This window comes from Oceanobacillus sp. FSL W7-1281, from assembly GCF_037969835.1.
In the GTDB taxonomy this organism is placed as follows: Bacteria; Bacillota; Bacilli; order Bacillales; family Amphibacillaceae; genus Oceanobacillus; species Oceanobacillus oncorhynchi.
Genome location: NZ_CP150214.1, coordinates 412,704 through 438,687, shown reverse-complemented (window position 1 = coordinate 438,687; position 25,984 = coordinate 412,704). Strand labels below are relative to the sequence as shown.

The window sequence follows — 25,984 nt, the reverse complement described above, 5'->3', positions numbered from 1 at the left end:
TCATCAATGACAGCTATTTGTTTTTCTGGCTGCCTCATCGCTATTCAAAGTTACATTCCACTCCTGCAGAATGTATGACATTTTATTATTGTAGCATTGTTTCCCGCACGATAAAAAGGGAAGATGTCTTTATCGTTCCATATTTACCCTTTATCGATAACAAAAACACATGTCATAATTTCAAATATAGATTAAAAACTTCCTTAACCATTATAAAAACCGCTTGATATCTAAGTATACCAAACGGTTAGAACAATGTTGAAGCTGATCTATCACGAAGAAATGAATTTTCGTTTTATATTTGCATCAAGCAAATCTTATGTAATGTCAAAAGAATTCGCCCGATGAGCCTTCTGAAAAAAATACTGGTGAGATTTATTTTTTCGGCTTCCCTTAAAAAGATGATGATTTCTGCTTAATAATTCCTTATAATACTGGGCAAATCCCGCATGTGATAATCGCAAATTAGCCATTCTTTTCATTGGCTCATCTGTTTTATCCATCTTATCATCCTCCTTGCTTTAGCGTATGTACAAGAAGAATCAATTATGAAAGGTGTAAGGAATCTAATTGCAGATTAAAGATGATTGCAACATACTGTCAGTTCCACGATGAAAACTTCTTTGTTCGATGCTATTTTTCCACCGTCTAAAAGCCTGCCTTACAATGCGTCTCAGTCTCCTGGGAGAAAGCAGTCAATCTCCGATCAATATACTTTTTTTACAATTATACTAATATTCTTGTACATGATTTTAGAAAAGCTTTTCACTGCATACTTTCCCCAATCTCTTTCTCCCTAACAATCTCCATTTTTCTCCTGCTCCGAAATGCCCCGACTGTCAACACAGCCATCAGCACACAGATAACAATTCCTAACATAAAGGCTGGTTCATAGCTGTTGGAAAGATCGTACATATAGCCGAACACCGCAAATCCGAAAGATTTCACTAATGCCTGTCCCATCGTTACATAAGAGAAAATTTCAACAAAATGTTTCTTGCCAAATAATTCTTTTGTAATCAATGGCAGCCCGACGATAATAACCGATGCATGAATACCGTACAGAAGGGAAGCAGTAAACACGGTAGCATAGGTTCCATGAGATATGAAAAATAGACTGAAGCCAAATGCAATCAACAGCACACTGACAATCAACGTCATTTTCACGCCAAATTTATCACTGGCTGCTCCAAAGAGAAATTTGGTAAGCAGGTTCGATATCATCGAAGCCGAAACTAACGTAGCGGCTGCTGTAGTAGTTAGCCCAACGGTATTACCGTAGGAGGTTAACAGCTGGTTTAATCCGCTGATCAATCCGGAAAAAGAAGCAATGATGATTATACAGAAAAAAGCTAAACTCGTAATAGCAACTTTAACAGGTACGCCCTTTTCATTTTCTTTTGTAAAGGTTTCTTGATCTTCTAAGGTTTCTGCATAGCCGTATGGTTTGTACCCTTTATCCTCTGGTTTAAAGCGTAAAACAAAAATGGTGAAAGGCAGGACAATCACTCCGATAATAATCGCTGTGATCACATATGCAGTTCTCCAGCCAAAGCTGTCGATGAAAGAAGCAATCACCGGATTCATAATTGCTCCTCCAATGCCTGTAAAAGCACCGATGATTCCCAAAGCCACTCCCGTTTTTTTGTGAAACCAATTTTGAACAATAACCGGAATAGGAATATAAAAAATAAATGCCCCGGCAAATCCGATAACGATGCCAGAAAGGTACCATTGCCATATTTCTGTATATAATGACATGGCAGCAATAGCGGAAAGAGCTACCACAAAGGCAACAGATAATGTAATGCGGACATCGATTTTAGGTAATAATTTTGCTACTAAAGGAGAAGCCACAAACATTGCCAAGCATAGAAAAGTCATGTATAAAGACATATCTCCTGTGCCAATCCCCAATTCCTTTGTAACAGAAGGAAAGAATATACCCGATGTGTTGAAAATTGTACCCAAGCCGGCAAAATTGATCATACAGCAGACAATTAAGACCACCCAAGCATAATGGAATTTTTTCTTCTCTTTCATTTTGCATCACCTTTTCAGCTAGTATCCATTCATTCACCATCAAAGTAATTATCCCCTCTGGAACAACCAAGGGACTTCTGTCATTTTACCAGCGGGAGAGACTGTCCTCTCCCGCTGTATGGTGCTTCCTATGTCATTCCATTCGATTTGAAATAGAACCGTGCTTAAATCACTGTAACACGCTTTACGCAGCTTCTACCATACCTTCATTCTCTTTTTTATATCTTTTATTGACGTAAATTGCAAGCAACACACCTATAGCTGTTATGGCAAAGTTAAACAATAAGACATATTTTGGCCCGTCTACACCGCCAACTCTTGTAATCACACCTGCTGCACTTAAAATAATATAGTTGGCCAGACTGGAGGAAATCATAACAATGGATGTGATTTTTCCTTTATGCTTTGGAAACAGTTCATTTGCTGTCGATGTTACTAGTTGCAGTACTCCTCCAGCTGCAGCGAATCCGAGAATAAACCCGCCGATTAGTAAAATAGCCGGCGTTTCTATAAAGTAAATAATAAGCAGCATAACCGCTGATATCGCCGGATATAAAATAAGCACTTGAACTGGTTTGAGCCATTTTTTATTAATGAAAACAGCCGTTAATAATACAGCAACAATAGATCCGATGGCATAATAGGATTGAATCGTGCTTGGATTTTCCATGCCATATAACGTTCCTAATTCCTGGTTGGCATTCAGCCAAAGCTGGAATGTAGAAGTACATGTAAATGCAATAAGAATAATGACCACGCTTGTCGCTGTAAATTTCATTTTTTCTTTCTTCTGGTTCTTATCGGTCTTTTGGATACTGCTATTTGGCGGTAATGGCACAAAAGCAAGTAACACACCGTCTATAGCGAGCAGAATCGCTACAAAGTAAAAAACGGTTTGGAATGACATTTGGCTGGCAGCCACAAATCCTATCATAAAAGGTAATACAAACTGCCCGATAGATATAGAGAACTTAGTGAACATATTCGCTATACTGCCCTTTTTACCGAAAATCTCCATAAGGGATGGAATAACCCCGGTGTCCAAAAAGGAATTGGCAGCTCCTCCTAATAAGGCAAAGACAAAAGCAACATAGAAATTCGGAGCGAAAATGATTCCGACAAAGAATAATACATATAAACCAACACCAATCAGACTGGAAACTCTTCTGCCAAATTTATCGGAAACAGGTCCTGAAATCGGCAGTGTAATCAGACGCCCCAGCCCTAATGCAGCAATAACGGTAAAAACGATACTTACATCCAACGTGCCATTGGGCAGCGTTGCTGCTCCCCACAGCTCTGCCAGCTCATCTTTATATTGTGCCAGAATAGATACTCCAATACCATGGATAATAAAAGTAATATAGAGTGCCAATGCAGCTGGATAATATCTTTTCGTATTCATGATTTTTTCTCCTCTCATTGAAGGACTTTTTTATTCGATATAAAGCGAAACTTCATTCTGCGGGAGAAAAGCGTAACCCCCCACAGAATAAGATTGGATATGATATTTCGATGACTTCTTACTCCAAATTAATACAGTGTGATTAAAACATCTGATTTTTCACATATTCCACAGGCATTTCCTGACCTGTCCACAGTTCGAATGCGGCAGCGCCCTGCCAAAGCATCATCCCAAGACCATTAATTGTCTGGCAGCCAGCGGTCTCCGCCATCTTCAACAGCTTTGTTTTTCTCGGAATATAGACTACATCGGAAACAATCAATTCTGGACGCAGCCAAGAAGAATCAGGAACTAAGGCTTGCCCTTCAAGCGGCTTCATTCCAACTCCTGTTGCATTTGTTAAAATATCGCTTGCTGCAATTTCTTCTTTCAACCTTTCTTGATCTTCTAACCGATATACATTTGCTATACAGTCACCTTCCATTTTTTCATTGATAATCACCGTATTATTTTTCGCCCGGTTAAAGTATTCATCATCTCGATTAAAAATGGAGATTTCTTTTACTCCTTCCAAAGCTGCCTGAATAGCAATTGCCGTTGCAGCTCCGCCCGCTCCCAGAAGGGTGATTTTCTTTCCTTTTACATCGATATTATTTTCTTTCAAGCTGCGAAAGTAGCCGATTCCATCTGTGTTATAGCCTATGAACCGCCCATTATCGTTTAACACGGTATTCACAGCACCTGCAAAACGCGCTCCATCTGTTAATTCATCCAGTAACGGAAGTATTTTTGTTTTGTTCGGCATGGAAACATTAAATCCGCGTAAATTTAAAGCCCGGAACCCGGTGACAACATCCTCCAGCTGCTTGTTATCTACCTCAAATGCCATATAGACATAATTTAGTCCCAATTCCCGAAAAGACATATTATGCATTGCTGGAGATAAAGAATGTCCAATAGGTGTTGCTGTCAGTCCAATCAATTTTGTTCTTCCGTCAATTCTGCCTTGATCTGCCATGTTAATTCCCTCCTGAATTTTTGATAACATACCATTGATTTTTTCTATTTTACCTGTACACTACAATCCAATGACCCATGATATTTTTGTGAAACATTTCACATGAATAGCTAAAATCATCCCTTTTCTTTATATAGGAAGCTTCTTATCCTCGTTAACTGGATTTTTCATTTTACAAACTCTGATGCAGCAGATGCAACGTCCGTTTTAATTCCGCGGCTGCAACCTGGCCGGGCGCTGATGCTTTATTTGCCGCACCAAATGTTAATGCAGAGCCAAACACTTCCCCAGCCAGACGGCTAATAACTCCCTTTCCTGCCATTGACATCGTAATAATCGGCCTGTCAGCAAATTTTTCCTTCATTTCTCTCGTAGCATCTAATAATGTCAGTACATCTGCCGTTGTTTCCGGCATAACAGCAATCTTCGGTAAATCGCCGCCCAGTTCCTGAGCCCGGCGAAGTCTGGTTATGATTTCTTTTTTATCTGGCGTCTTGTTAAAATCATGGTTGGAAATGATAACAAATACACCATGTTCATGCGCGGCTTCAATGATTTGTTTTACGTCTTCGGGTTGATTAAATAGCTCGACATCAACGATATCAATCTGCCCTGTCCGGCTCATTTCACGATTCAGATGCAAATAATAATCAACAGAAACCTCTTTTTCTCCACCTTCTTTGAAGCTGCGGAAAGTAAATATCAGAGGCATCTCCGGAAGCACCTTACGTATCTCCGTAAGGGCTTCTTTTACTTTTGCGATATCCTCAACCTGTTCAAAAAAATCAACACGCCATTCAACTACATCACATTCCAGGCTTTTCAGAAAATCTGCTTCTTCTATCAACTGGTCAACCGTCTTGCCAACCATCGGGATGCAAATCTTTGGCATCCCTTCACCGATTCGGATATTTTTTACTTCTACGGCTTTAATCATCTTTTCTCCTCCTTGAGACGAATAATGAGTTATCCTTTAAAAAGTAATCGCTTCTTTCTTCTCTGGTTCTTCAAAAGCACCTATTTTCTCTAATGTTGTAAGAATATTTCTTCCTTCACGCGTACCGTCCATAATTTTTCTGGCGCCCCAGCTGTCTCCGATATTTACCACTTCCACATGATTTGCTTCAAAATATTGCTGTAATTCTGGAACTTCTTTATTTTCAGGACGCATTCCCAGGCAGATAAATCCATAATCAAATGCCATTTGTTCTTCCTCGTCTTGATGTTTGATTTGGAAAGAATTGTCTTCTACTTTCGTCAATGCTGTTTCAGTTCGAACATCGACCTCATAATCCTTCAGCATGGTCATCATTGATATTTTTGTAATATGATCTAAGCCTGCGCCAACTGCCGGCATCATTTCTATCATGCTGACATCACTGCCTCGTTTGCTGAAGAATTCTACCACATCCAGGCCGACAGCCCCGCCGCCAACTACAGCGATTTTCTTTCCTTCTAAATGCTGTTCTTCAAATTCATCAATATGCTGAAGCAGTTTAGCAATAGAATAAATGCTGCTGTTTTCTTTATCAATCCGATCATGCAGCCCTTCAATCGGCGGCAATAATGGCTTAGATCCTGTTGCATTAACAATAATATCGGGGTTTAGGCTTTCCACTAACGCAATGGTTGCTCTTGAATTCGTTAAAATTGTCAAATTATCTAATTGCTCTGCTCTTTTTTCCAGATATTCAGGAAAATCTAAAATCCGCTTCTTATCAGGAAGTTTGGAAATCTCTCTGGCCAAACCGCCTAATTCTGCTTTTTCTTCGATAAGAAATGTTTTACATCCCACTTCCGCTGCTGTACATGCTGCTTCCAGCCCCGTTGTTCCGCCGCCAATCACAACAACTGTTACGTCCTTCTTCACTTTTCTATCCTTATACGCATCGCCGCCAAATAAATCCGGGTTTACTGTACATCTTATTGGACGGTTCAGAGCGATACGATGACCGGCACAGCCGATATTACATGAGATACATTTTCTTAGCATATCCTCCTGGCTGTCTTTTACTTTATTGACCCAGTTCGGATCTGCAATCAAGCCGCGGCCCATTCCAATTAAATCTGCATCGCCTTCTACCAGAATTTTTTCTGCTGTCAGGGGCTGACGGACATTTCCTGTTGTAATCGTCGTTTTATGGAATTTTTCCCGCACTGCTTTTGCCATATAAGAACGCCAGCCGTCAGCTAAATTCATTTCGTCGATTTGGTATTGGATGGTATCATTTACTGCAGCTGATACGTTAAAGATGTCTACTTCATCATCTAAATATTCCAGGATATGCAGGATATCTTCTAATGTATTGCCGCCCTCTACAAATTCATCGGCACTTACCCGGAGGCTGATTGGAAAATGCGGGCCGACCTCCTGACGAATACGGTCGATGACCATCCGCGGGAATCGTGCTCTATTTTCATAGCTTCCTCCAAATTCATCGGTCCGTTTATTATAGATTGGTGATAAGAATTGATTCAGAAGATAGGAATGTCCGGCATGGATTTCAATTGCATCAAATCCGGCAGCAACCACACGTTTAGCTGATTTACCATAGTCTTCAACAATTTCAAGGATTTCTTCTTTTTCCAGCGGTCTTGGAATAGCCCCTCCTGCTTTCGAAGGGATATTGGAAGCAGATACCGGCTGGTGTCCAATTCTGTCCGGCACAGCAGATGCTCCTGCATGATTGATTTGAATAGCTGCTTGTGTCCCGTGTTTATGCAATGTTTCTGTCAATTTATATAATCTGGGAATAAATTTATCATGGTCAATACGAAGCTGTGTTGTTCCGTTCGATCCCATTGGAAAAGAAACACAAGCATTTTCGACTATAATTAATCCAGTTCCTCCTCTTGCTCTCTGCTCATAATACGTTATATGCTCGTCGTTCATCGACCCGTCTACTTCGGCGAAATTTGTTCCCATCGGCGGCATAATGATGCGGTTCGGTATCGTCATCCTTCTGACAGTTAACGGTTGAAAAATATGTTCATATACACTCATTATAATACCTCCACTTTATTATTTTGTGAAATATTTCACAAGTAGTTTTAAAAAAATTTGAAGCTGCTTTTTATTCCTTGATTTCCTTTACACCTTTATTATATTTGATACTGATTCATAAATCTAATAGGTTTTTTCGACAAATCAATAGATTTTATCTATGAATTATAGCATAATAAATATATAGGACGCTCCGAAGCGAATGGAGGTATAAAAATGAATTTGAAACAGCTTCACTATTTCAGAGAACTGGCGCACAGTGAACACCTTACCAACACAGCGAATAAACTTTCCATTTCTCAGCCGACATTAAGTTATGCCATTGCAGAGCTGGAAAAGTATCTCGGGGTCTATTTATTTGAAAAGCAGGGAAGAAATATTCGTTTAACAAAATACGGACACTTTTTTCTTGAGTATGTAGAAAGGTCACTGGCTGAACTGGAAAGAGGAGAAAAAAAGCTGCGTGAACTGACAAGTCCGTCACATGGAGTCATTGACCTGGCGTTTATTTATACGCTGGGGCCTTATTTCATTCCAGAATTGATTAAGAACTTTTCTGAACAAGGCGCCTATAAAAATATCTCTTTTTCTTTTTATCAGGGAACCACCAAAAATATAATTCAAAATCTAAAAGAAAATATGTACGATATTGCCTTCTGTTCGATGAAATATAATGAACCTGACATTGAATTTACACCCGTTGCAGAGCAGGGGCTTGTATTGATTGTTGCGGAAAATCATCCTTTAGCAAACAGAGAAAGTATTGATTTAGAGGAGACAGCCAGCTACCCCTATGTTTATTTCAATCAAAACAGCGGGCTGCGCCCCATCGTTGATGAATTATTTCATAAAGTAAATTTAACTCCTGAAATTATTTGTGAAGTGGAAGAAGATAATGCCATGGCCGGGCTGGTCGCAGCCAATTATGGAATTGCCGTGATCCCGAATATTGGAGCGCTTTCTCACTTTCCAGTTAAAGTCATTAACATAAAAAAACCTGTTTATCACCGCTTTATCTATATGGCTGCCAGAAAAAACGATTATCTATCCCCGGCAACCAGCGCATTTCGAAGCTTTGTCATCAGCTATTGTCAAAAACATTATTTAAAAACAAAAAACAAAGTAGAATAGCCTGTAAACTCATTTTGCCTTGACATCAGAACAGGCTGCCTGGATACTCCAGACAGCCTGCATCTCAATAAATTATATTAATTGCATCGTTGTGATACAGGTGAAATCATCCTGAAACGTACTGATTTCTGATGTTACTTCTTTTCCATCCTGTTTGATTTCAACTGTATAGGTTTCATTCCTGGGAAGCCATAAATCAATAAAGCCATTTTCTTCTGTCTGCATGGGTTCATCTATAACCACATCGCCCGCTGCGTTTTCAATGTAAACCTCGAATTCTTCCTGAACCATTTCTCCCTGACATCCTGTTAAACTATGAATTTCACAGGGGTGCGTCTGCTGTTCAAAGGGAGCTATCGAAACAAAAAATTCATCCTCCGGCAAGTCATATACTGCTTCTTCCTCTCCCTCATCATTCGTTACAATCAGCTGCTCGGAAGTAATCGATGCATTCTCGTCAACAATTTCTTCTGTACTATAATGATGGACTAATTCCTTGATATCTACGGTTTCGTCCAATGCATTTCCTTCCTGATTGTCCTCTTCACCACTGCAGGCAGTTAATAAAACCAACAATCCAAACAAGACAAGGATTATTTTTTTCTTCATGAAATTCACACTCCAAATAGGATTTCTTGTCTTGTATTATACGGCACGGCGATGCTTTTTCCTATATTCGCATGATAACTGACACAATATAGTTAACTTTATAGGAAGAGGAAGGGCTATTATGAACAGAACGTTCAAAATATGTATGTAAAAGTGTTTAAAGATACACATTTTATTATTGCAGAATGGAATAACTTTCTTCAATGCTTCCTTTATGTCTAGAAGCCATTAAACATTTACATTTTTATATTTATAGTGTATTCTTAAAATATAAATGAATATACTATTAAAAACCGCCCGGTGCTGGCACACCGAACGGTTTTTACAATAGACTACTTCATAATAATGAGTAGCGCTGAGTTATTGAAATAATCCCTCAAACGCCCGATAAAGCATACGAGGGATTATTTTTTGTGGCTATTGGACATTATAAACGCAATCAGCATCCCAAAGGACACCATTAGTGTCAAAATAGAAATGATTATTGTTAACACATTCGCTATATCCATAAGCAGCACCTCCCTTCTGAAAACAGAAGTTCAGCACACTACCCCTCATATGCACGTTCGCCTATTGATGCTATTATTATAACATATCAAGTAAGAATAATTGCACCATTTAATTAACTCATGGACAACTTTTACTCATCTTTATTATTTCACCTTGCTTCTTACAAAATTCAAAACAGTCTCCTTAAACGTTTCAGGTTTTTCCACATAGGGATGATAACCACTATTTAACACCTGTACATCCATTTTACTAAATTTAAAAGAATGATGATGGGTTGGCCTAACCGCACAATCAGATTTTCTAGTAATCACCAAAATAGATTCCTCTATTCCCCTAGAAAAAATGTAATTTCCTGAAAATATTCAGCAAAAGAGTTAGGTATATTTTCGAATTCATATTTGCTAACTATTTTTTACTTTACAAGAAAAACAGCAGCCTCTTTAAATCAAGTCACGCAGATAAGCGATTTTCTTTTTATCTTTCTGGTTATTTTTGTTCGCACGATAGCTGTCCTTAAAGGAAGCCTCATATACTTTCAAATATTGCTCAGATGTTAAAAGATAATACGTCGCATCTCCCTGCTGATGAAGTTCTAATTCCTCAAGCGATATCCCCGCAAAGTCCGGCAATGTGTCCATAATACCGAATCCGACAGCCAGCCCATTCTTTTCAAATTCATGCTCATGCAAATCAACAAAGCTGTATCCCAGAGATAGCATAGCCTTCATAATCTTATCCCAATCATAGATTGCTTGTTCTGGCGGAATCTCCCATCCTCTTTTATCACCGGGAACATGTATATCCAGATCCTGTGTATCCCAGTTCTTCCCTGTAACTATTTCTAAACCTACAGACCCCATTAATAGAGGAGTAATTTCTTTCTGATTAAGCTGTTTTGCAATGGTTAAAAAAATAGAAAATTTTTCATTTTGCATTTAGACATCTCCCTTTATTCAGAGACTTAGTTAACTATATACTCCTTGCATTTCTTGATTCCCATACATATGCAATGCTTTGGTTATCATTGCTGCTACCTTTTCCTTCTCTACCGATATAGATGCATATTGTTCCACTTCATGTTCACCAACACAGACACTGTACAAGGCATTTTCGAACAAGCATTGATCATTACTGTCATTTCCAAATGCAATAAACTCCTGAACATGCAAGCTATGTAATCCTCTTACTTTATTAATTCCAAGCGGGCTGATATCTATCGCATTTTCCCCTTTATAATAGGTTATATTTACAGGCAAGTCGGCGAGCTCATCTATCACACGTTGCGGCGGCTGAAACAAAACCAGCTTGCACAGCTTAGGCAGACTTCTTAACTCTCTGTTCTGTGCGGAAGCCTGATTAATATTCTTATAAATAGGATGTGTCTTCTCTCCAGTAAACGCATAATCCCAGTCACTATCTGCTAAATAAGTTATTTGATGATCTTCTACCAGCATAATCAGTTTTGTAAGCAGGCTATCTTGAAAATGGATAACATCCATCTTCTTCCCGTTTGAAGTATATGCTCCATTCCCTCCAACCAGTTTTTCTTGCTGCAAAGATTTAGGCAAGACTGGCAATAAATCACGGATTGGTCTTGCCGACGCAAAAATCACTTGATGCCCTGCTGCCTTTATTTCTTCCAGCGCTTGTATAATGGAGGAATCAATTGTTTTCCCATCAAAGCAAATCGTGCCGTCTATATCAAAAACAAAATTCATGTGAATCACCTCTTTTTCAAGTATACTAATGATAATAAAATTAATCCTGCATTTTGAACAGTGGATGGTATACGGTTATCCATCGTTCAAAATGCAGGATTAGAAATTCATCACTTGAATATCTAGTAACGGTCATCAGGCTTTGCTATCTATAAACCTTAATAAATACCCACACTTGCTAGTAAAATAGCCGGGATAAGTGATAATATCGGGAAAACAATTGCTACTACTGCAATATCTTTGTATGACTCTTTATGTGTTAATCCTGTTACAATCAATATCGTTATTACCGCTCCATTGTGTGGCAGTGCGTCTAAACCGCCTGAAGCTATGGATGCGATACGGTGAAATGCTTCTGGTGCAATACCAGATGTTGCAGCGATTTCATTATATTTCTGACCTAAAGCTTCCATCGTAATACCTAAGCCTCCAGATGCTGAACCAGTTGCTCCAGACATCAAATTGGAGGCAACAGCCATTGAAATAAGCGGATTTGCCTCAATCCCCAGGATATAATCACTTAATTTTTGGAATCCTGGCACCACCCCTACTACCGTTCCAAATCCAACCGCTGCTGAAGTATTAATCATCGCCATTACAGAATCCGTAGCTCCTTGGTTTAATGAAGGAATCAGACTTTTAATTTGGTTTAATGAGAATAAAATAATTAATAAGATACCAACTAATAAACAAACAACAATATCCCAATTTAAAACATTAAGCGTAATGATTACTGACACTAGAGGCAGTAAAGACAAAAGAATGTGTGGCGGCTTATCAATTAACTTTCCTTTTGCTTCAGAATCCTTTTCTAATTCATGGAATCCGTAGCCAGCTTTTTTTAAATTCTTTTCTCTTCTTTTTAAATAGAAATAAGCTCCTACACCCATAACTAATGAGGCTGCAAGTCCCATAAAAGGTGCTGCAACCGCTGTTGTATTAAAATAAGCAGTTGGAATCAAATTCTGAATTTGCGGCGTTCCAGGAAGTGCAGTCATTGCAAATGTCATCATCCCAGTTGTAATAGTAGCTGGCATCAGTTTTCTAGGAATATCCGCTTGTCTAAACATACTTACTGCAAGTGGATAGACAGCAAACACAACAACGAACACACTAATACCGCCATACGCCAAAACTGCTGAAGCCATAATCACACCAATAATTGCTTGCTTTTCACCAAAAACTTTAATAATACCTTCTGCTACCGACTGAGCCATGCCACTGAATTCCATTAATTTACCGAAGATCGCACCTAACATAAACACAGGAAACCAATTCTTCGTAAAGTCGACAAATCCTTGCATATATGTATTTGTATATGCATCAAGCAAGTCAAGCCCACCAAATACCGCCACAACTCCAGCACAAATCGGTGCGATCCAGATAATTGACCACCCGCGATAGGCTAGGGCAATTAACAAGACTAAGCCTAATAATATCCCTATCATTTGATCCCCATCCTTTTTGTAAGGGTTTACATTTTACTGCTCATATAAAATTGATGAACGTACTAATCTATCTGTCAGGAAACTTATACAGATTAGAGACTCTGTGCTTTCTTGTTAAAAAGATAGGGGCCAATTTTAATGGCCCCCTTCTATTAACTACTAGGAAAATCAAAATTAGTTTCATCAGAGATAGATTGGTCAAACCATCTTTCAGAGACCGTTTTTGTTTTAGTAAAGAATCGAGCAGTATCTGGGCCGAACATTTGCCCTTCCCCAAATCGTGAATCTTTCCATCCGCCGAAATTATGATAACCTACAGGAATTGGAATTGGTACATTTACCCCAACCATGCCTACCTCAATTTCCTGGGTGAATTTACGAGCATCACGGCCGCTATTGGTGAATACGGTCACGCCATTACCATATTGATGATTATTGATTAACTGTATGGCTTCATCAATTGTATCAACTGTAGTGATTGTGCGTGCCGGACCAAATACTTCTTCTTTGTATATATTCATATCAGGAGTAACATTATCTAATAACGTAGCATCGAGATAAAATCCTCCCTTGTTCTCCACATCAGGATTCCTTCCATCTACAACAATTTTAGCTCCTTCTTTTACTGCTTCATCAATAGCACTTAAAATGCTTTGTTTTGCTTCGGCACTTATTACTGCACCAAAGTCTGCTGTCTCATCATCATAAGATCCAGCTTTAAGCTTCTCTACTTTTTCTTTTAACTTCTCTGTAAATACTTCTGCCGTCTTTTGTCCTACCGGCATCGCTACGGATATAGCCATACAACGTTGGGATGCTGAACCGTAAGCAGCACCCAGGAAGGAGTCGACTGCTTTATCAATATCCGCGTCTGGCATAATAACCATATGATTTTTCCCACCGCCAAAAGCATTGACACGTTTATGGTGCTTCGTACCTGTTTCATAAATAAATTCCGCTACTTTTGTAGATCCTACAAAACTTATTGCTTTAATATCTTTGTTTGTAATAATAGCATTGACCGTATTTTTATCCCCATTTACAACATTCCAGACACCAGCAGGTAAACCAGCCTTCTCCCATAGTTCAGAGAGTAATATAGCAGAGTACGGAACTTTTTCAGATGGTTTCAATATCATTGCATTTCCTACCGCTACCGCCATTACACTCATTGCAAGCGGTACCATAACTGGAAAATTAAAAGGAGAAATACATGTTACAACACCAAGCGGCTGTTTCATTGAATAAGCATTTATTTCCCCGCCAACATTTACGGAATATTCCCCTTTTAGTATTTGCGGCGCTCCAATTGCCAGGTCAACTGACTCTATCCCCCTGCTTATCTCTCCTTTTGCATCAGAAATTGTTTTTCCATTTTCTTTCCCTATTAACTGTGCTAATTCCTCTGTATTTTCAACTAATAATTGACGGAACTTAAAAAGAACTTCAACTCTTTTACCTACAGAAATTTTTGCCCATTTTGCGGCAGCCTTTTTGGCTAATTGTATCGTCTCGTCTACTTCTTCATCGGAAGCATAAGGAACAGCAGCTATTTTTTGACCAGTTGACGGGCTGTATACATAACCAAACTTATCATTCTGTCCTTTCACTTTCTCTCCATTGATATAATGTGTTACTGTATCTAACGTTACCGTAGCCATATCATCAATTCCTCTCGTTTAGTATTTTTTCATAAAATCAATAGTATGTTATTAATTATTAAAAACTACTTAGCAGGTTCAACCTTTTGTTCTGTTAACATGAGATATGCTGTTGACATATCTTTATCTTCGTAACCCTTTATATTAGATTCAAAGTAGTCTACTAACGCTTCACCTAAAGGCAATTTTGTTTCAAATGAATTGGAAACATAATTTGCCAGTCTTAAATCTTTTAATAATAGTTCCGTAGTGAATGCTCCTTTATAATACTCATCTTTAGCTATAAAATTTTTGTAGTTTCTTCTAAACACATCACTTTGTCCTGAGCTTACATTTACAATTTCGTAAACAATATTATGGTCTAACCCTGCTGCATCTGCGATAGATAGAGCTTCTGCAACAGCCTGTGTATGGATACCAGCCATTAAATTATTAATTAATTTAACAACAGTCCCTACTCCATGGTCTTCTCCTACATGAAAGATGTTTTTGCCGATTGCTTTTAGGTACGGTAATGCGAAATCATATGTTTCTTTGTTACCTCCAACCATCACACTTAAGCTGGCTGCTTCTGCGCCAGTTACACTCCCACTTACTGGTGCGCCTAAGTATTGAGTCCCGTTTTGTAAGGCAGCTTTTGCAATCGTTTTATTTAATTCTGGAGAAACTGTGCTTAAGTCAACCAATGTTAATGATGTTTTTCCATTCTCTACAAGACCCTCGTTACCTAAATAAACACTCTCTACAATGGGTGGCGTTGGCAAGCTAGTAAATATAAGATTTACTTCACTTGGCAGTGTGGCGGACGTGAATCCAATATTTCCACCAATTTCAGCGAACCTCTTTTCATTCATTTTGTTTACATCTACTCCATAAACGGTATAACCCGCTTTTAGTAAATTACTTGCCATTGGAAAACCCATATTCCCTAACCCAATAAAACCAACTTTCTTTGTGTTCATCAAATCCCTCCTTCAAATAATTCCACCAAAATGGAAACGCTGTCATTTTTGTGTTTAATTAATATTTAACTTCCTTTCTTGGTATATATTTATATTTCACATACCAAAGTCAGATACCATAGTCACCGAATTGCATTACCAACATAATAAATGTAAAATTTAAAATAGTCAAGACTTTCCTAAAAATTGATTCTACATTTCAAAAATATTATGCTATTCTAAATGAAAGGGGGCTATATTATGACACATATAACAGCAAGAAAGCTAAAAGCCCTAGAGACCAAAAAAGCACTCTTGGAAACTGGGCTAGAACTTTTTGATAAAAAAGGGTTTGATAATGTAACGGTGGATGAAATTGTAAAAACCTGTAATGTATCTAAAGGGGCTTTTTATGTACATTTCAATAGTAAATATGATATTTTCAATGAAAAATTTAAAGATATTGATAACTTCTATTCCGAATTTCAAAAAGGAATATCAAATGACATTAAAGCAAGTGAAAAAATTCTTATATTTTTTGAAGCCCAAATGGTTTATTTACGTGACGAGTTAGGGAAAGATTTAATCAGAACTGTATACATGAATGCAATGTCGCTAACCATTAACAAAAATCATTATTTATCTGACCCAAACAGGAATCTTTATCAAGTAATTAACTCTTTTGTTCAGGAGGGAATTAAGAATAAAGAATTTAAGGAAGGATTAACAACGGAAGAAGTATCTGTATTAATTACGAGGTGTATGCGAGGCACCATCTATGATTGGATTATTTTCGGGGAGCAATTTGATATCGTGGAGGAAATGAATAAATTCACATCTACTGTTCTGGATGGGTTAAAAAGGCAGTAAGTATATCATTTGGGGCGAGGATTTCTTACATTAATAAATTAGGAATTACTTGATTTACTTTCCCTGTTCTAATTTTTCTCTAAAGTGAAGAACAACCAGGGAACAATCCCGATAAAATTCACTATGCTCTATACGTCGGTAAATGCTTAACGATAATTTTGTGTATTAAAAATAAAGTGACATACATACTGTTTATAATGTAGTAGACGGCTGATTAAAGAAAAATATCTGACTTACGAAGTTAACTTTCCTGATATTTGGAAGATACAGGACGGTTAACTTCTTTTCTTTTGTAACAATGCCAGATGATGAGCTGTTTTTCCCTGTCGAGCAAGAAATGGGATTAGCTTTTGAGACAGACTTGGAAGCTCTCACAGGAAGCGATTATCGTAGTGATGAAATGTATGCAGCTATATTCGATGAAATAAACCATGATGAAAAGCTAGAGGAAGCATTCTTCCAGCTATTTAATGGGACAGGTCATAAACTTGGCGGCTACCCCTTCTTTACACAGGAAGACCCGCGTGCCTATGGAGATTATCAAGATGCAGATATATTGCTGCTGCAAATAGACAGTGTCGGAGATAAGATTATATGGGGAGATTCCGGTGTCGGGAATTTCTTTATCTCTGAAGAGGATTTGAAAAACAAAGATTTTAGTAAGGTGCTTTTTAATTGGGATTGTTATTAAAATATTGCCTGTGCTGTTTATATATTGAACAGCACAGGATTTTTTATACCCAATCTGCTAAACATAAAATATACTCACCTTGCTAATTTTTTCACTTCTTTTTTACCTCTCCTTAACCCCTTTCCCTGCAAACACCGTCGTTTTCGTCTCTTCCGGTGTAACCAGCACCGGCCAATAAAAAGCTCCACCGCGCCAGCCCTGCTCCTCTGCACCATTCTGTCTTATCAAGATCAGTGATGGAATAAGTCGCGCTAAGTTTCGTGCTATTTTTAGTTCATCCTGTTTCGTATCTGGCGCATCTTCAAACCTGCCAGTGCTTTTCCGAATACGGGCCATATTACGATTCTGACGCAAAACGACCCAGACATACCCTTTTCGATTCGTGTCCGTGTCCTCGGATAAATAATTCATCACAGCACCAAACGTTTCTAAATCCCAATCATAGCCCTCTTTGAATACGTAGGTTTGATAAATCATTTCTAATAGGTTTTGGACCTTCTCCTTTTCAACCAAAAAGCAGCGGTCATCTTTGGGATGTATTGCTTTTGCTGTCTGCTTCATTGTTGTCACATGCTTATCTATCATTTTCATTTCCCGCTCCAGGTAGCTTTTCGCAATCGTTTGAAAACCAGAAGGCAGCATCCGTTTTCCCGGCTTTAGCATCTGTACGCTTGATAATAGAATTTTATTTGGATTACATGGCAAAATGGCATTATCGCTATCCCTTTGAATAAAAGTAACTTCCCCGCTGTTTGCTCCAGATTCAAAAGCCCGGCGCAGCTCTGTATCAAATTCATGCATCTGCTCCATGACATCATAAATTCGTCTGGTCGTATAAAAGCGGGTAACTGCCATGTCAGCAAGCGGACGTGCTCCATACATTCGCGAATGCTGTAAGACCGTGTCCTGCTGGAATTTTTGCGGATTTCTTCCATAGTAGAAGCCGATTAAATTTTTTATTGTAATTCCCCGGTCAAGGATTTGCCCGCCGATAAAGAAATTAAGCGGCGTCCGTAATTTTAGCTCTCCTGATTTATCTAATAAATGATCGACATCCTGCTCTGAGTTTACAATTTCAATTAACAGCTCTTCCCCTATCAAAGCATCACGAACATCGGAAAGCACTTCATCAAAAGCAGGAAAATACATATCCTTCCTTTGTGAGCGCGCAAAATCCTGATAAGCTGTACGAATTAACTGATCAAAGATAGGGTCTTCTTTCTCCATTGCACCGCGGAGCTGTTCTTCCATATGAAGCATGACTTCTTCCTGCCACTGATGCGCTGCTTTTGTCGTGATCGTGTGCATGATAAAAGCATACTTTTCAAGGCGCTCTCCTTCTTTTTGCTGTTGTATATTGCGGATTTTACTGCCGACAATAAAATGAATCAGCGCGCTGCGAATCCCTTCATAACGTTCCCCATTAAGCAAATGGTTCACCTTTACCTTGCGCTTATCACTTTTCCTTAAGATTTCAAGCTCTTCCTCTTGAATTTCATGGTAGAGGTAACTCGCCATGTGCGCCTCTTCCTTAGATTTTTCAAAGTACATTTCCCCGCCGACATATTTATCATGCACCGGCACTAATTCTGTAAAAGCCGGCCGCTTCGGCTGAAAGGTTTTATGCTCATGGATAGTCATATCATCGGGCTGAAGATATAAGGAATATGGAGTCGCTGTTACCTGCAAATAAGCCGCATCCTCTAACCGGGCACGAATCTGATCAATTTGTCCGGCAATCACTTTGAGATCAATTATATTTTTATCTTTGACATTGTCATATGCGACAGAAGCAAAATCTGCTTCATCATCAATAAATAACATTTTCCTCGCAGTCAAATCCGGATACATATCAAATAGCAGTCTTTCTAAACGCTGCATATTTTTCTTTTCTTTTTTCAGAACAATCACAAGCTTTTTCTTCATTTCAAATTTACGCAGCTTTACGGGCATTTTCATAATGTCGTAAATAGCTAATTCATCTTCCTCAATACACTCCGTAAATTCACTCTCCACCCTTTCAAAGGTTTGTTTGACAAGGGCATTCGAATTTTTGGTCAGAATAATCACCACTTCAAAGCCATTATCAAAGCCTAGCCCCATCGATCCGAGAAAGGAGCGTGTTTTCCCTGATTGGATATGTCCTAAAAGCATGCCCGGCTTTTTTGATGTGGTCGACGTTTCTAATAGCTTTGAAACAGTGTTCTGCATCACCTGTATTTCTTCAGCTTTATAATTATTTTTCTGAATTAATGGGGAAAAAAACGTTCCATTTGTTTTTAAATCTGGTTTAACTGTTTCCATAAAGTGGCTCCTTATTTTATTTTCATGCTTTTTATCATTTCACCAAAATCTATGATTCCTTTTTGGATACATAAGAAACATACTCTTGGAAAAAAAGATCCATTAATACGTTTAGTGTTACAAAAGATAATTTTGAGATGTTTCCTTTCTTCGCTATACCTGTTGGATGATAATATAAATTATTAGGGGAATAATTAGCTAATTTATTATTTTTTATATCCGTAATTGATAAAGTGGGTATATTTTTCATTTTCAACATTCGTAGTGGATGTTCTAAATCGTTTGTATCCCCACTCAAGGATACGATAATCAGTAAGTCAATATTCGAAGCGAGACTCGATACCATTTCCAATTCGCTGTAACTTGGAATGATGATTAAATTTTTATTAATAGACAGCATATACCTATTTAACTCATATAACATATTTTTTTGTGCTGTACCTGTTGCATAGGCATATATATTATTCGATTCATGAATAAGAGCAAATTGCTCAGTCAAGTCTGTCTGTTTGAATAATTTAACCGTTATATTGATATCATTTTGTAATTCCTCTAAATAACTAGATGTATCAAAGTTGATTTGACTCTCTTCATCAATCTCACCTTTAAGTTGATATTTCAGCTCACTAAAACCAGAATAACCTAATTTCTTTGACAAACGGACAATAGAAGCTGGTGAGGACGTACTTCTCTGCGCTAACTCTGAAACATTCATGTATTGGCAAATTTCTTTATTTTGAAGTATATAATTTAATATGAATTTATCGTTTTCACTTAATTGATTGTAGTTTTGATTAATTTGTTTACTCAAATTCTCAGCCATCTAAAATCCCCTCCCTGGATAACAAGCTTATACATATGAACACCGTTAAGCTAAAAGGTTTCTTTTTCAAGAAAATTATACATTTCTTCATTATACCAAAATGGAATCATTCTTAGAAAGCATTTCCATTCCTTCAGCCAGAGTAAATATTTTTCATCAAATGAAATTTAAATCAGGCTGTTAAACAAAAACCTAAACCTCCGAATTCCATTGTTTTCTCTGAAATCCCTGTGTTATAAATTACTCAAGCATCAAATACAAAACTTGGAGATGGTAGTAATGGCTAAACAACATTCAATTGTGATTGCAGGCGGAGGGAGCACCTATACACCGGAAATCGTTTTAATGCTTCTGGACAATTTAGATAAATTCCCTATTAGACAGTTAAAACTATATGATAATGATCCGGAAAGACAGAACACAATAGCAAAAGCCTGCGAAATTATTATTAAAGAGCAAGCGCCTCATATTCAATTTGTTGCAACAGCTAACCCTGAAGAAGGGTTTACAGATGTAGATTTTGTTATGGCACATATCCGTGTCGGTAAATATGAGATGAGAGAAAAAGACGAAAAGATCCCTTTAAAATATAATGTTATTGGTCAGGAAACATGTGGACCTGGCGGTATTGCATACGGATTGCGGTCCATTAAAGGGGTAGTTGAGTTAATTGATTATATGGAGATGTATTCACCAAATGCTTGGATGCTGAATTATTCAAACCCAGCTTCCATCGTTGCGGAAGCTTGCAGAAAACTGAGACCCGAATCAAGAGTGTTGAATATTTGTGATCATCCAATCGGATTAGAAGACCGTATGGCTAAAATGGTTGGTTTAGATTCCAGAAAAGATTTAACCATCCGTTATTATGGTTTGAACCACTTTGGCTGGTATACAGATGTACAGGACAAAGACGGAAATGACTTGATGCCACAAATAAAATCATATATGGCTGAAAATGGATTTAATCTGAACGCCATTGGAAAAGAAACAAGAAATTCAGATCCTAGTTGGCTGCACACGTACGATATGGCAAAGTTTGTTTATGAACTCGATCCGGATACCATACCAAATACGTATTTAAAATATTATTTGTTCCCTAATAAAGAAGTAGAGATTGCAGACGAAAATTATACACGGGCAAACGAGGTCATAGATGGCAGAGAAAAACGTGTATTCGGGGAATGCCGCAAAATTATTGAAAAAGGAACAGCGCAAGGAACCGCTTTAGAAATTGGGGCTCATGCGACTTATATTGTCGACTTAGCATGTGCTTTAAGCTACAATACGCATGAACGAATGCTTATTATGGTTGAAAACAATGGAGCGATAAGCAATGTTGACGCTACTGCTATGGTTGAAATTCCTTGTCTGGTAGGTTCAAAAGGAGCAGAACCTTTATCCATTGGACCAGTGCCAACCTTCCAAAAAGGATTAATCGAACAGCAGGTAGCTGTCGAAAAATTAGCCGTAGAAGCTTACACAGAAGGTTCTAAACAGAAATTGTACCAGGCATTTGCTCTAAGTAAAACGATTCCAGGAGCAGATATTGCAAAAAATCTTTTAGATGAATTAATTGAAGCAAATAAAGATTATTGGCCGATATTACATTAAACGATTGTTTGATTTCAGATGTATTCATCAGCGGGCTCTAAACAAAGCTTAGAATAACCATAGTTTGGAGCCTTTCTTTGATACATCATATAGAATCGTTGTTTATATTTTCATCAAAGAAACAAATTGGGTCAGTCACCTTTCCTTTAACATCTATGAAAACGCTTAAACATAAGAAGGAGGAATTTTAGATGTTGCAAAAAATACAACGATTCGGCGGAGCCATGTTTACTCCTGTTCTATTATTTGCATTCGCCGGTATCATGGTTGCATTAGCTTCTGTGTTTCAGAACCCTCTAATCATGGGGGCATTGGCTAATGAAGACACATTATGGTTTAAACTATGGGACATTGTCGCATCAGGTGCATGGACAGTCTTTAGACAAATGGAGCTCTTGTTTGTCATTGGGCTTCCTATTGGTTTAGCTAAAAAAGCACATGCCAGAGCAGTTATGGAATCTCTGGTAATCTACTTAACTTTTAATTACTTTGTGTCATCTATCTTAAAATACTTTGGAGGATCCTTTGGAGTTGATTTTTCTGCTGATTTGGAGGCCAGCCAGACAACAGGTCTTAAATTAATTGCAGGGATAAAAACGTTAGATACCAATATTATTGGGTCTATCGCGATAGCCGCTTTAGTTGTATGGCTCCATAATAAATACTTTGATAAAAAACTGCCCGAATGGCTGGGGATTTTCCAAGGTTCAGCCTACGTAGTAATCCTTGGGTTTATATGTACCTTGCCTTTGGCTTTTCTGACATGTTGGATATGGCCGATGGTACAGGATGGAATAAACTCCTTACAGGCATTTTTCATTGGTTCTGGTTCAGTTGGCATCTTTGTGTATAGCTTCCTAGTTAGAATATTAATTCCAACAGGACTACATCATTTTGTCTATGCACCTTTTATGTTGGGACCAGCCATTGTAAAAGAAGGTATCCAGGTTAACTGGCTGAATCACCTTTCTGAATTTGCCCAGTCTAAGGAATCATTAAAAACTTTGTTCCCTGCCGGTGGTTTTTCCCTGTATGGGTGCGTAAAAATATTTGCCCCTCCTGGCATTGCTGCAGCATTTTATAAAACGGCAAAACCGGAGAATAGAAAAAAAGTATTGGCTTTGGTCATTCCAGCAACCATTACAGCTGTTGTTGCAGGTATAACCGAACCAATCGAATTCACTTTTCTTTTCATAGCACCACTTCTCTTTGTGGTTTATTCCTTACTAGGAGCATTGATGGCTGTCATCATGTACCAATTTGGGGTCAGCGGTGATTTCAGCAGCGGGCTCATCAACAGTGCAGCCAGAAACTGGATTCCGTTATTTAGTAACCACTGGGGAACCTACGTTGTTCAGATTATCATTGGTATCGCTTTTATCTTCATCTATTATTATGTCTTTAAATATCTAATTTTAAAAATGAAATTAAAGACACCAGGACGAGAAGATGCAGGAAAAGTTAAATTGTATACGAAAAAAGATTATAAGGATAAAAACAACAGAACAGAAGAAAGCTCCCAGCCGAAAACATCGGAAAACAAAGAAAAAGCAATGTTGTTTTTAGAAGGACTGGGGGGTGCATCAAATATTGATTCTGTCACCAACTGCGCTACGCGTTTAAGGCTAAATGTAAAAGATGCTTCTCTTGTAGAAGGCGATGCTTTCTTTAAAGAAGCAGGCGGCATGGGTCTGGTGAAAAATAAAAATGCCATTCAAATCATTGTTGGACTTTCTGTCCCTAATGTCAGAGAGGAATTTGAAGAATTAATTAATAAGCAACAGTCTACGGACTAAATGAATCCTATTATATAAATACATTGGAGGAAGAATCTGCATATTCCTTCCTCCAATAATTCTAACTAGGAGGTATTCACACATTGAGAAATCAAAACGCTGTCCAACAACCTAAAAAATATATAAATTCTTTAATCATTTTCTATCTTCTTCTTCCTTTTGCTTATCTAGGTTATGTTATGTTTTCACTGAGTCAAACCAATAGCAACTATTATACCTTTCTTTATAGCGATCCATTAAATTCCATTCTTTTATTATCTGTAATGATATGCTTCATTTGGGCTTATATATTATGGAAATTAAAGGAGCTAAATCAATATACGACACTTTCATCCTATTTAATGTATATGGCAGTATCACAACTATTTATTGGTAATATTATTGGTGTAGTCTTTACAGTTATTACAAGGATTAAAACAAAAAAGTTCTATTCAAATTCAAATGTACAAAAAGGGGAATTACAATGTAAACTGCTTACAATTTTAAATATTATTCTAACGTTAATTGTGGTTTCCGCTTTTATAAGATTATCTTTCTAACCCTATTCCCTCCGTCCATTTATTCTATAATTCATATAAGCATGTTTTGCCGGTAAAAACCCGGCTTTTTTATTGCTGATAGAATGATTATCTTTCAACATAAACTTTACGCTTCCTATTATTTTTTATCATTTCACTAAGGTGATATTTCCAAAAAGTATGCGAATGTCCAAAACGAATTTTTATAGTCTTTTTGCCATGTTCTTGCGAGATTTGCAAAGAAAAGCTACAATAAAAGGCGGAATAAAAGCAGAATTTTATCAATCACAGCTGTAGTTTGCCCAGATAATACTGCCTTTTAAAATAAAACAACAAGCTCCTTCTACCATAAATAGAAGGATTTTATTAGTCTATATAACGACAAGGATAGAGTCAGAAACTTTATCCTTTTTCGACCGTAAATAATGAGGAGTTATCACTATGAGTAAAATAAAGAATGAAAGTTATTATAAGATTCTTGGCACCACCGCGAATATTGGTCAAGCAAGAATCGAGGAAAAATATTTGCAGGCTGTGGAAAAACATCCGCAGGAAACGGATCCAGAAGGCTATGCCAAGGTACAGGAAGCTTTTGAGGTTTTAAGAGATCCTGAGAAAAGAGCAGCATACGATAATAATCGTAAAAATGACAAGAAAAAAGCGGGCGCCGCTTCAACTGTAAAGGCTAATCAACAGCAGATAGCTGAAGAAAATACAAAAGCAGAAGAAGTCAAACCACTTGATGAAGCAGAACAATTAATTGCCGTTGCAAAGAAAGCCATGGACAATGGAGATAATCAAAAAGCCTTTGAAATCTATAAAAAATTAAATCAGCTCATACCAGATAGCGGTGAAATTAAGTTCAAGCTATTAAAACTAGCCAGTTTAAATGACGATGTTGATGAGATGGAAAAGGTATTTTCAGAAATCATTCCGCTGACGACGAGTAATGAAGAGTTGCAGGTCATCTATACGTTAAAGGCTGATATCTATCAAGATAATGGCTATCCTGACAAGGCTATCAAAACCTATGAGGAATTATTGGAGAAATTCCCAGAGCAAACATCCATGTTTGCCCCAGCGCTTGCACATCTTCATGCTCAGATAAATCAGTTTGATAAATCTATGCAGGTCATGGAACAATCTCAACCAGCAGAAGATGAGGATACCAAAACAACCACCGCATTCTATCTATCCTGGATCAACATTATCATTACGACAGAAAATTGGTCTAAGTTATCTAAAATCATCTCCAAATTTAAAAAGCAGCTAAAGCATGTTTCGGAAACGGATGATGTAAAAGAGCTGCAAGATGAACTGATGGAACAATATATGTATTTTCATAAAGCAGCATTATTCCAAGAGGCCGAGATTTACATCGGTTTAGCAGACGCTATCGCCCGAAATAATAATGACATAAAAAAAGCACATAATGAAACCAAAAAACAAGCACGTCTGCAAAAAGAAATTAGCAGATTGTCTCGTGATATCCATGCTCATGCACTGCTTTACTACAGAGCATATGAATGGTTCTACACCGGCAAAGTATCTGCCGCAAAAATGATTGCGGTAATAAATGAGTTGCCAGTCTACCAGAAACAACAACTGGAAAATGACAACCAAAGCTATGCGGCAGGAATTCTGCAATTGAAGAAAAAATATCCGCTTATTTATAAATCATTTCAGAATCAATGGGATACTTTATTTGAACAGTTAACTGTCGGACTCAGCCGGGAAGAGAAAAGGAATTTGCGAAAGAAGAAATAATTCATTAAAAAAAGAAATAGCTGACACTTTCACATTTTATTTGGCGAAGGTGCCAGTTTTCTTTTTAATATGAGCACAAGACTTAATCTGTTAGTTATTTCTCCACATAATTA

At 37.7% G+C, this 25,984-nt stretch carries 21 protein-coding genes; 7 read left to right on the top strand and 14 right to left on the bottom strand.

The genetic code is table 11. The features are described from left to right. Nucleotides 1-317: 317 nt before the first annotated feature. The 6 genes from MKX55_RS02285 to MKX55_RS02260 form a co-directional block, all read right to left on the bottom strand. Complete coding sequence (locus MKX55_RS02285; RefSeq protein WP_339181995.1) at nucleotides 318-503, bottom strand: hypothetical protein; 186 nt, start codon at nucleotides 501-503, stop codon at nucleotides 318-320. A 262-nt stretch (nucleotides 504-765) separates the two neighbouring features. Next, complete coding sequence (locus MKX55_RS02280) at nucleotides 766-2,043, bottom strand: MFS transporter (RefSeq protein WP_339235731.1); 1,278 nt, start codon at nucleotides 2,041-2,043, stop codon at nucleotides 766-768. A gap of 184 nt (nucleotides 2,044-2,227) precedes the next feature. Next, the gene (locus MKX55_RS02275) at nucleotides 2,228-3,448 is read right to left on the bottom strand and encodes an MFS transporter (protein WP_339235729.1); all 1,221 of its coding nucleotides are present in this window, start codon (nucleotides 3,446-3,448) and stop codon (nucleotides 2,228-2,230) included. Between the two features lie 142 nt (nucleotides 3,449-3,590). Next, the gene (locus MKX55_RS02270; RefSeq protein WP_339235727.1) at nucleotides 3,591-4,466 is read right to left on the bottom strand and encodes a shikimate dehydrogenase; all 876 of its coding nucleotides are present in this window, start codon (nucleotides 4,464-4,466) and stop codon (nucleotides 3,591-3,593) included. Between the two features lie 172 nt (nucleotides 4,467-4,638). Next, entirely contained in the window at nucleotides 4,639-5,403 is a 765-nt protein-coding gene (gene aroD, locus MKX55_RS02265) for a type I 3-dehydroquinate dehydratase (protein ID WP_339181987.1), read from the bottom strand. 36 nt (nucleotides 5,404-5,439) lie between these two features. Then, the gene (locus MKX55_RS02260; RefSeq protein ID WP_339235725.1) at nucleotides 5,440-7,470 is read right to left on the bottom strand and encodes an FAD-dependent oxidoreductase; all 2,031 of its coding nucleotides are present in this window, start codon (nucleotides 7,468-7,470) and stop codon (nucleotides 5,440-5,442) included. Between the two features lie 216 nt (nucleotides 7,471-7,686). On the opposite strand from MKX55_RS02260, the gene MKX55_RS02255 reads away from it, so the two are divergent. Next, nucleotides 7,687-8,601: a LysR family transcriptional regulator gene (locus tag MKX55_RS02255; RefSeq protein ID WP_339235723.1), complete on the top strand. Its 915-nt coding sequence runs from the start codon at nucleotides 7,687-7,689 to the stop codon at nucleotides 8,599-8,601. A gap of 72 nt (nucleotides 8,602-8,673) precedes the next feature. On the opposite strand, the gene MKX55_RS02250 is transcribed toward MKX55_RS02255, so the two are convergent. From MKX55_RS02250 to MKX55_RS02225, 6 genes are all read right to left on the bottom strand, one after another. Then, entirely contained in the window at nucleotides 8,674-9,210 is a 537-nt protein-coding gene (locus MKX55_RS02250) for a CueP family metal-binding protein (protein WP_339235721.1), read from the bottom strand. Between the two features lie 950 nt (nucleotides 9,211-10,160). Further along, nucleotides 10,161-10,655 carry a phosphoribosylanthranilate isomerase gene (locus tag MKX55_RS02245; RefSeq protein ID WP_339235719.1) on the bottom strand — a complete coding sequence of 165 codons (495 nt, stop codon included), beginning with the start codon at nucleotides 10,653-10,655 and terminating at the stop codon, nucleotides 10,161-10,163. A 30-nt stretch (nucleotides 10,656-10,685) separates the two neighbouring features. Continuing rightward, nucleotides 10,686-11,438, bottom strand: a complete 753-nt coding sequence (locus MKX55_RS02240) for an HAD family hydrolase (protein WP_339235717.1) — start codon at nucleotides 11,436-11,438, stop codon at nucleotides 10,686-10,688. A 158-nt stretch (nucleotides 11,439-11,596) separates the two neighbouring features. Then, the gene (locus tag MKX55_RS02235; protein WP_339235715.1) at nucleotides 11,597-12,886 is read right to left on the bottom strand and encodes a GntP family permease; all 1,290 of its coding nucleotides are present in this window, start codon (nucleotides 12,884-12,886) and stop codon (nucleotides 11,597-11,599) included. A gap of 152 nt (nucleotides 12,887-13,038) precedes the next feature. Then, entirely contained in the window at nucleotides 13,039-14,547 is a 1,509-nt protein-coding gene (locus MKX55_RS02230) for a CoA-acylating methylmalonate-semialdehyde dehydrogenase (RefSeq protein WP_339181971.1), read from the bottom strand. A gap of 65 nt (nucleotides 14,548-14,612) precedes the next feature. After that, complete coding sequence (locus tag MKX55_RS02225; RefSeq protein ID WP_339181968.1) at nucleotides 14,613-15,509, bottom strand: NAD(P)-dependent oxidoreductase; 897 nt, start codon at nucleotides 15,507-15,509, stop codon at nucleotides 14,613-14,615. Nucleotides 15,510-15,749: 240 nt separating this feature from the next. Between MKX55_RS02225 and MKX55_RS02220 the strand changes: the two genes are divergently transcribed. Both MKX55_RS02220 and MKX55_RS02215 read left to right on the top strand, forming a co-directional pair. Beyond that, nucleotides 15,750-16,358 (top strand): TetR/AcrR family transcriptional regulator, encoded by a 609-nt coding sequence (locus tag MKX55_RS02220; RefSeq protein ID WP_339235713.1) that lies wholly within the window; start codon nucleotides 15,750-15,752, stop codon nucleotides 16,356-16,358. 298 nt (nucleotides 16,359-16,656) lie between these two features. Further along, nucleotides 16,657-17,049, top strand: a complete 393-nt coding sequence (locus MKX55_RS02215) for a YwqG family protein (RefSeq protein WP_339235712.1) — start codon at nucleotides 16,657-16,659, stop codon at nucleotides 17,047-17,049. A gap of 102 nt (nucleotides 17,050-17,151) precedes the next feature. Here the strand turns inward: MKX55_RS02215 and MKX55_RS02210 are convergent, their stop codons facing one another. Together MKX55_RS02210 and MKX55_RS02205 are read right to left on the bottom strand one after the other, a co-directional pair. Next, nucleotides 17,152-19,353, bottom strand: coding sequence for a Z1 domain-containing protein (locus MKX55_RS02210; RefSeq protein WP_339235710.1), 2,202 nt, complete (start codon nucleotides 19,351-19,353; stop codon nucleotides 17,152-17,154). 49 nt (nucleotides 19,354-19,402) lie between these two features. After that, nucleotides 19,403-20,176: a MurR/RpiR family transcriptional regulator gene (locus MKX55_RS02205; protein WP_339181959.1), complete on the bottom strand. Its 774-nt coding sequence runs from the start codon at nucleotides 20,174-20,176 to the stop codon at nucleotides 19,403-19,405. A gap of 279 nt (nucleotides 20,177-20,455) precedes the next feature. On the opposite strand from MKX55_RS02205, the gene MKX55_RS02200 reads away from it, so the two are divergent. The 4 genes from MKX55_RS02200 to MKX55_RS02185 all read left to right on the top strand — a co-directional run bounded on the left by MKX55_RS02200 (nucleotide 20,456) and on the right by MKX55_RS02185 (nucleotide 25,871). Continuing rightward, nucleotides 20,456-21,790, top strand: coding sequence for a 6-phospho-alpha-glucosidase (locus MKX55_RS02200; RefSeq protein ID WP_339235707.1), 1,335 nt, complete (start codon nucleotides 20,456-20,458; stop codon nucleotides 21,788-21,790). Nucleotides 21,791-21,981: 191 nt separating this feature from the next. Next, complete coding sequence (locus MKX55_RS02195) at nucleotides 21,982-23,586, top strand: alpha-glucoside-specific PTS transporter subunit IIBC (protein WP_339235705.1); 1,605 nt, start codon at nucleotides 21,982-21,984, stop codon at nucleotides 23,584-23,586. Between the two features lie 83 nt (nucleotides 23,587-23,669). Continuing rightward, nucleotides 23,670-24,125: a hypothetical protein gene (locus tag MKX55_RS02190; protein WP_339235701.1), complete on the top strand. Its 456-nt coding sequence runs from the start codon at nucleotides 23,670-23,672 to the stop codon at nucleotides 24,123-24,125. A 420-nt stretch (nucleotides 24,126-24,545) separates the two neighbouring features. Continuing rightward, nucleotides 24,546-25,871, top strand: a complete 1,326-nt coding sequence (locus tag MKX55_RS02185; RefSeq protein ID WP_339235697.1) for a DnaJ domain-containing protein — start codon at nucleotides 24,546-24,548, stop codon at nucleotides 25,869-25,871. The last annotated feature ends 113 nt before the right edge of the window (nucleotides 25,872-25,984 follow it).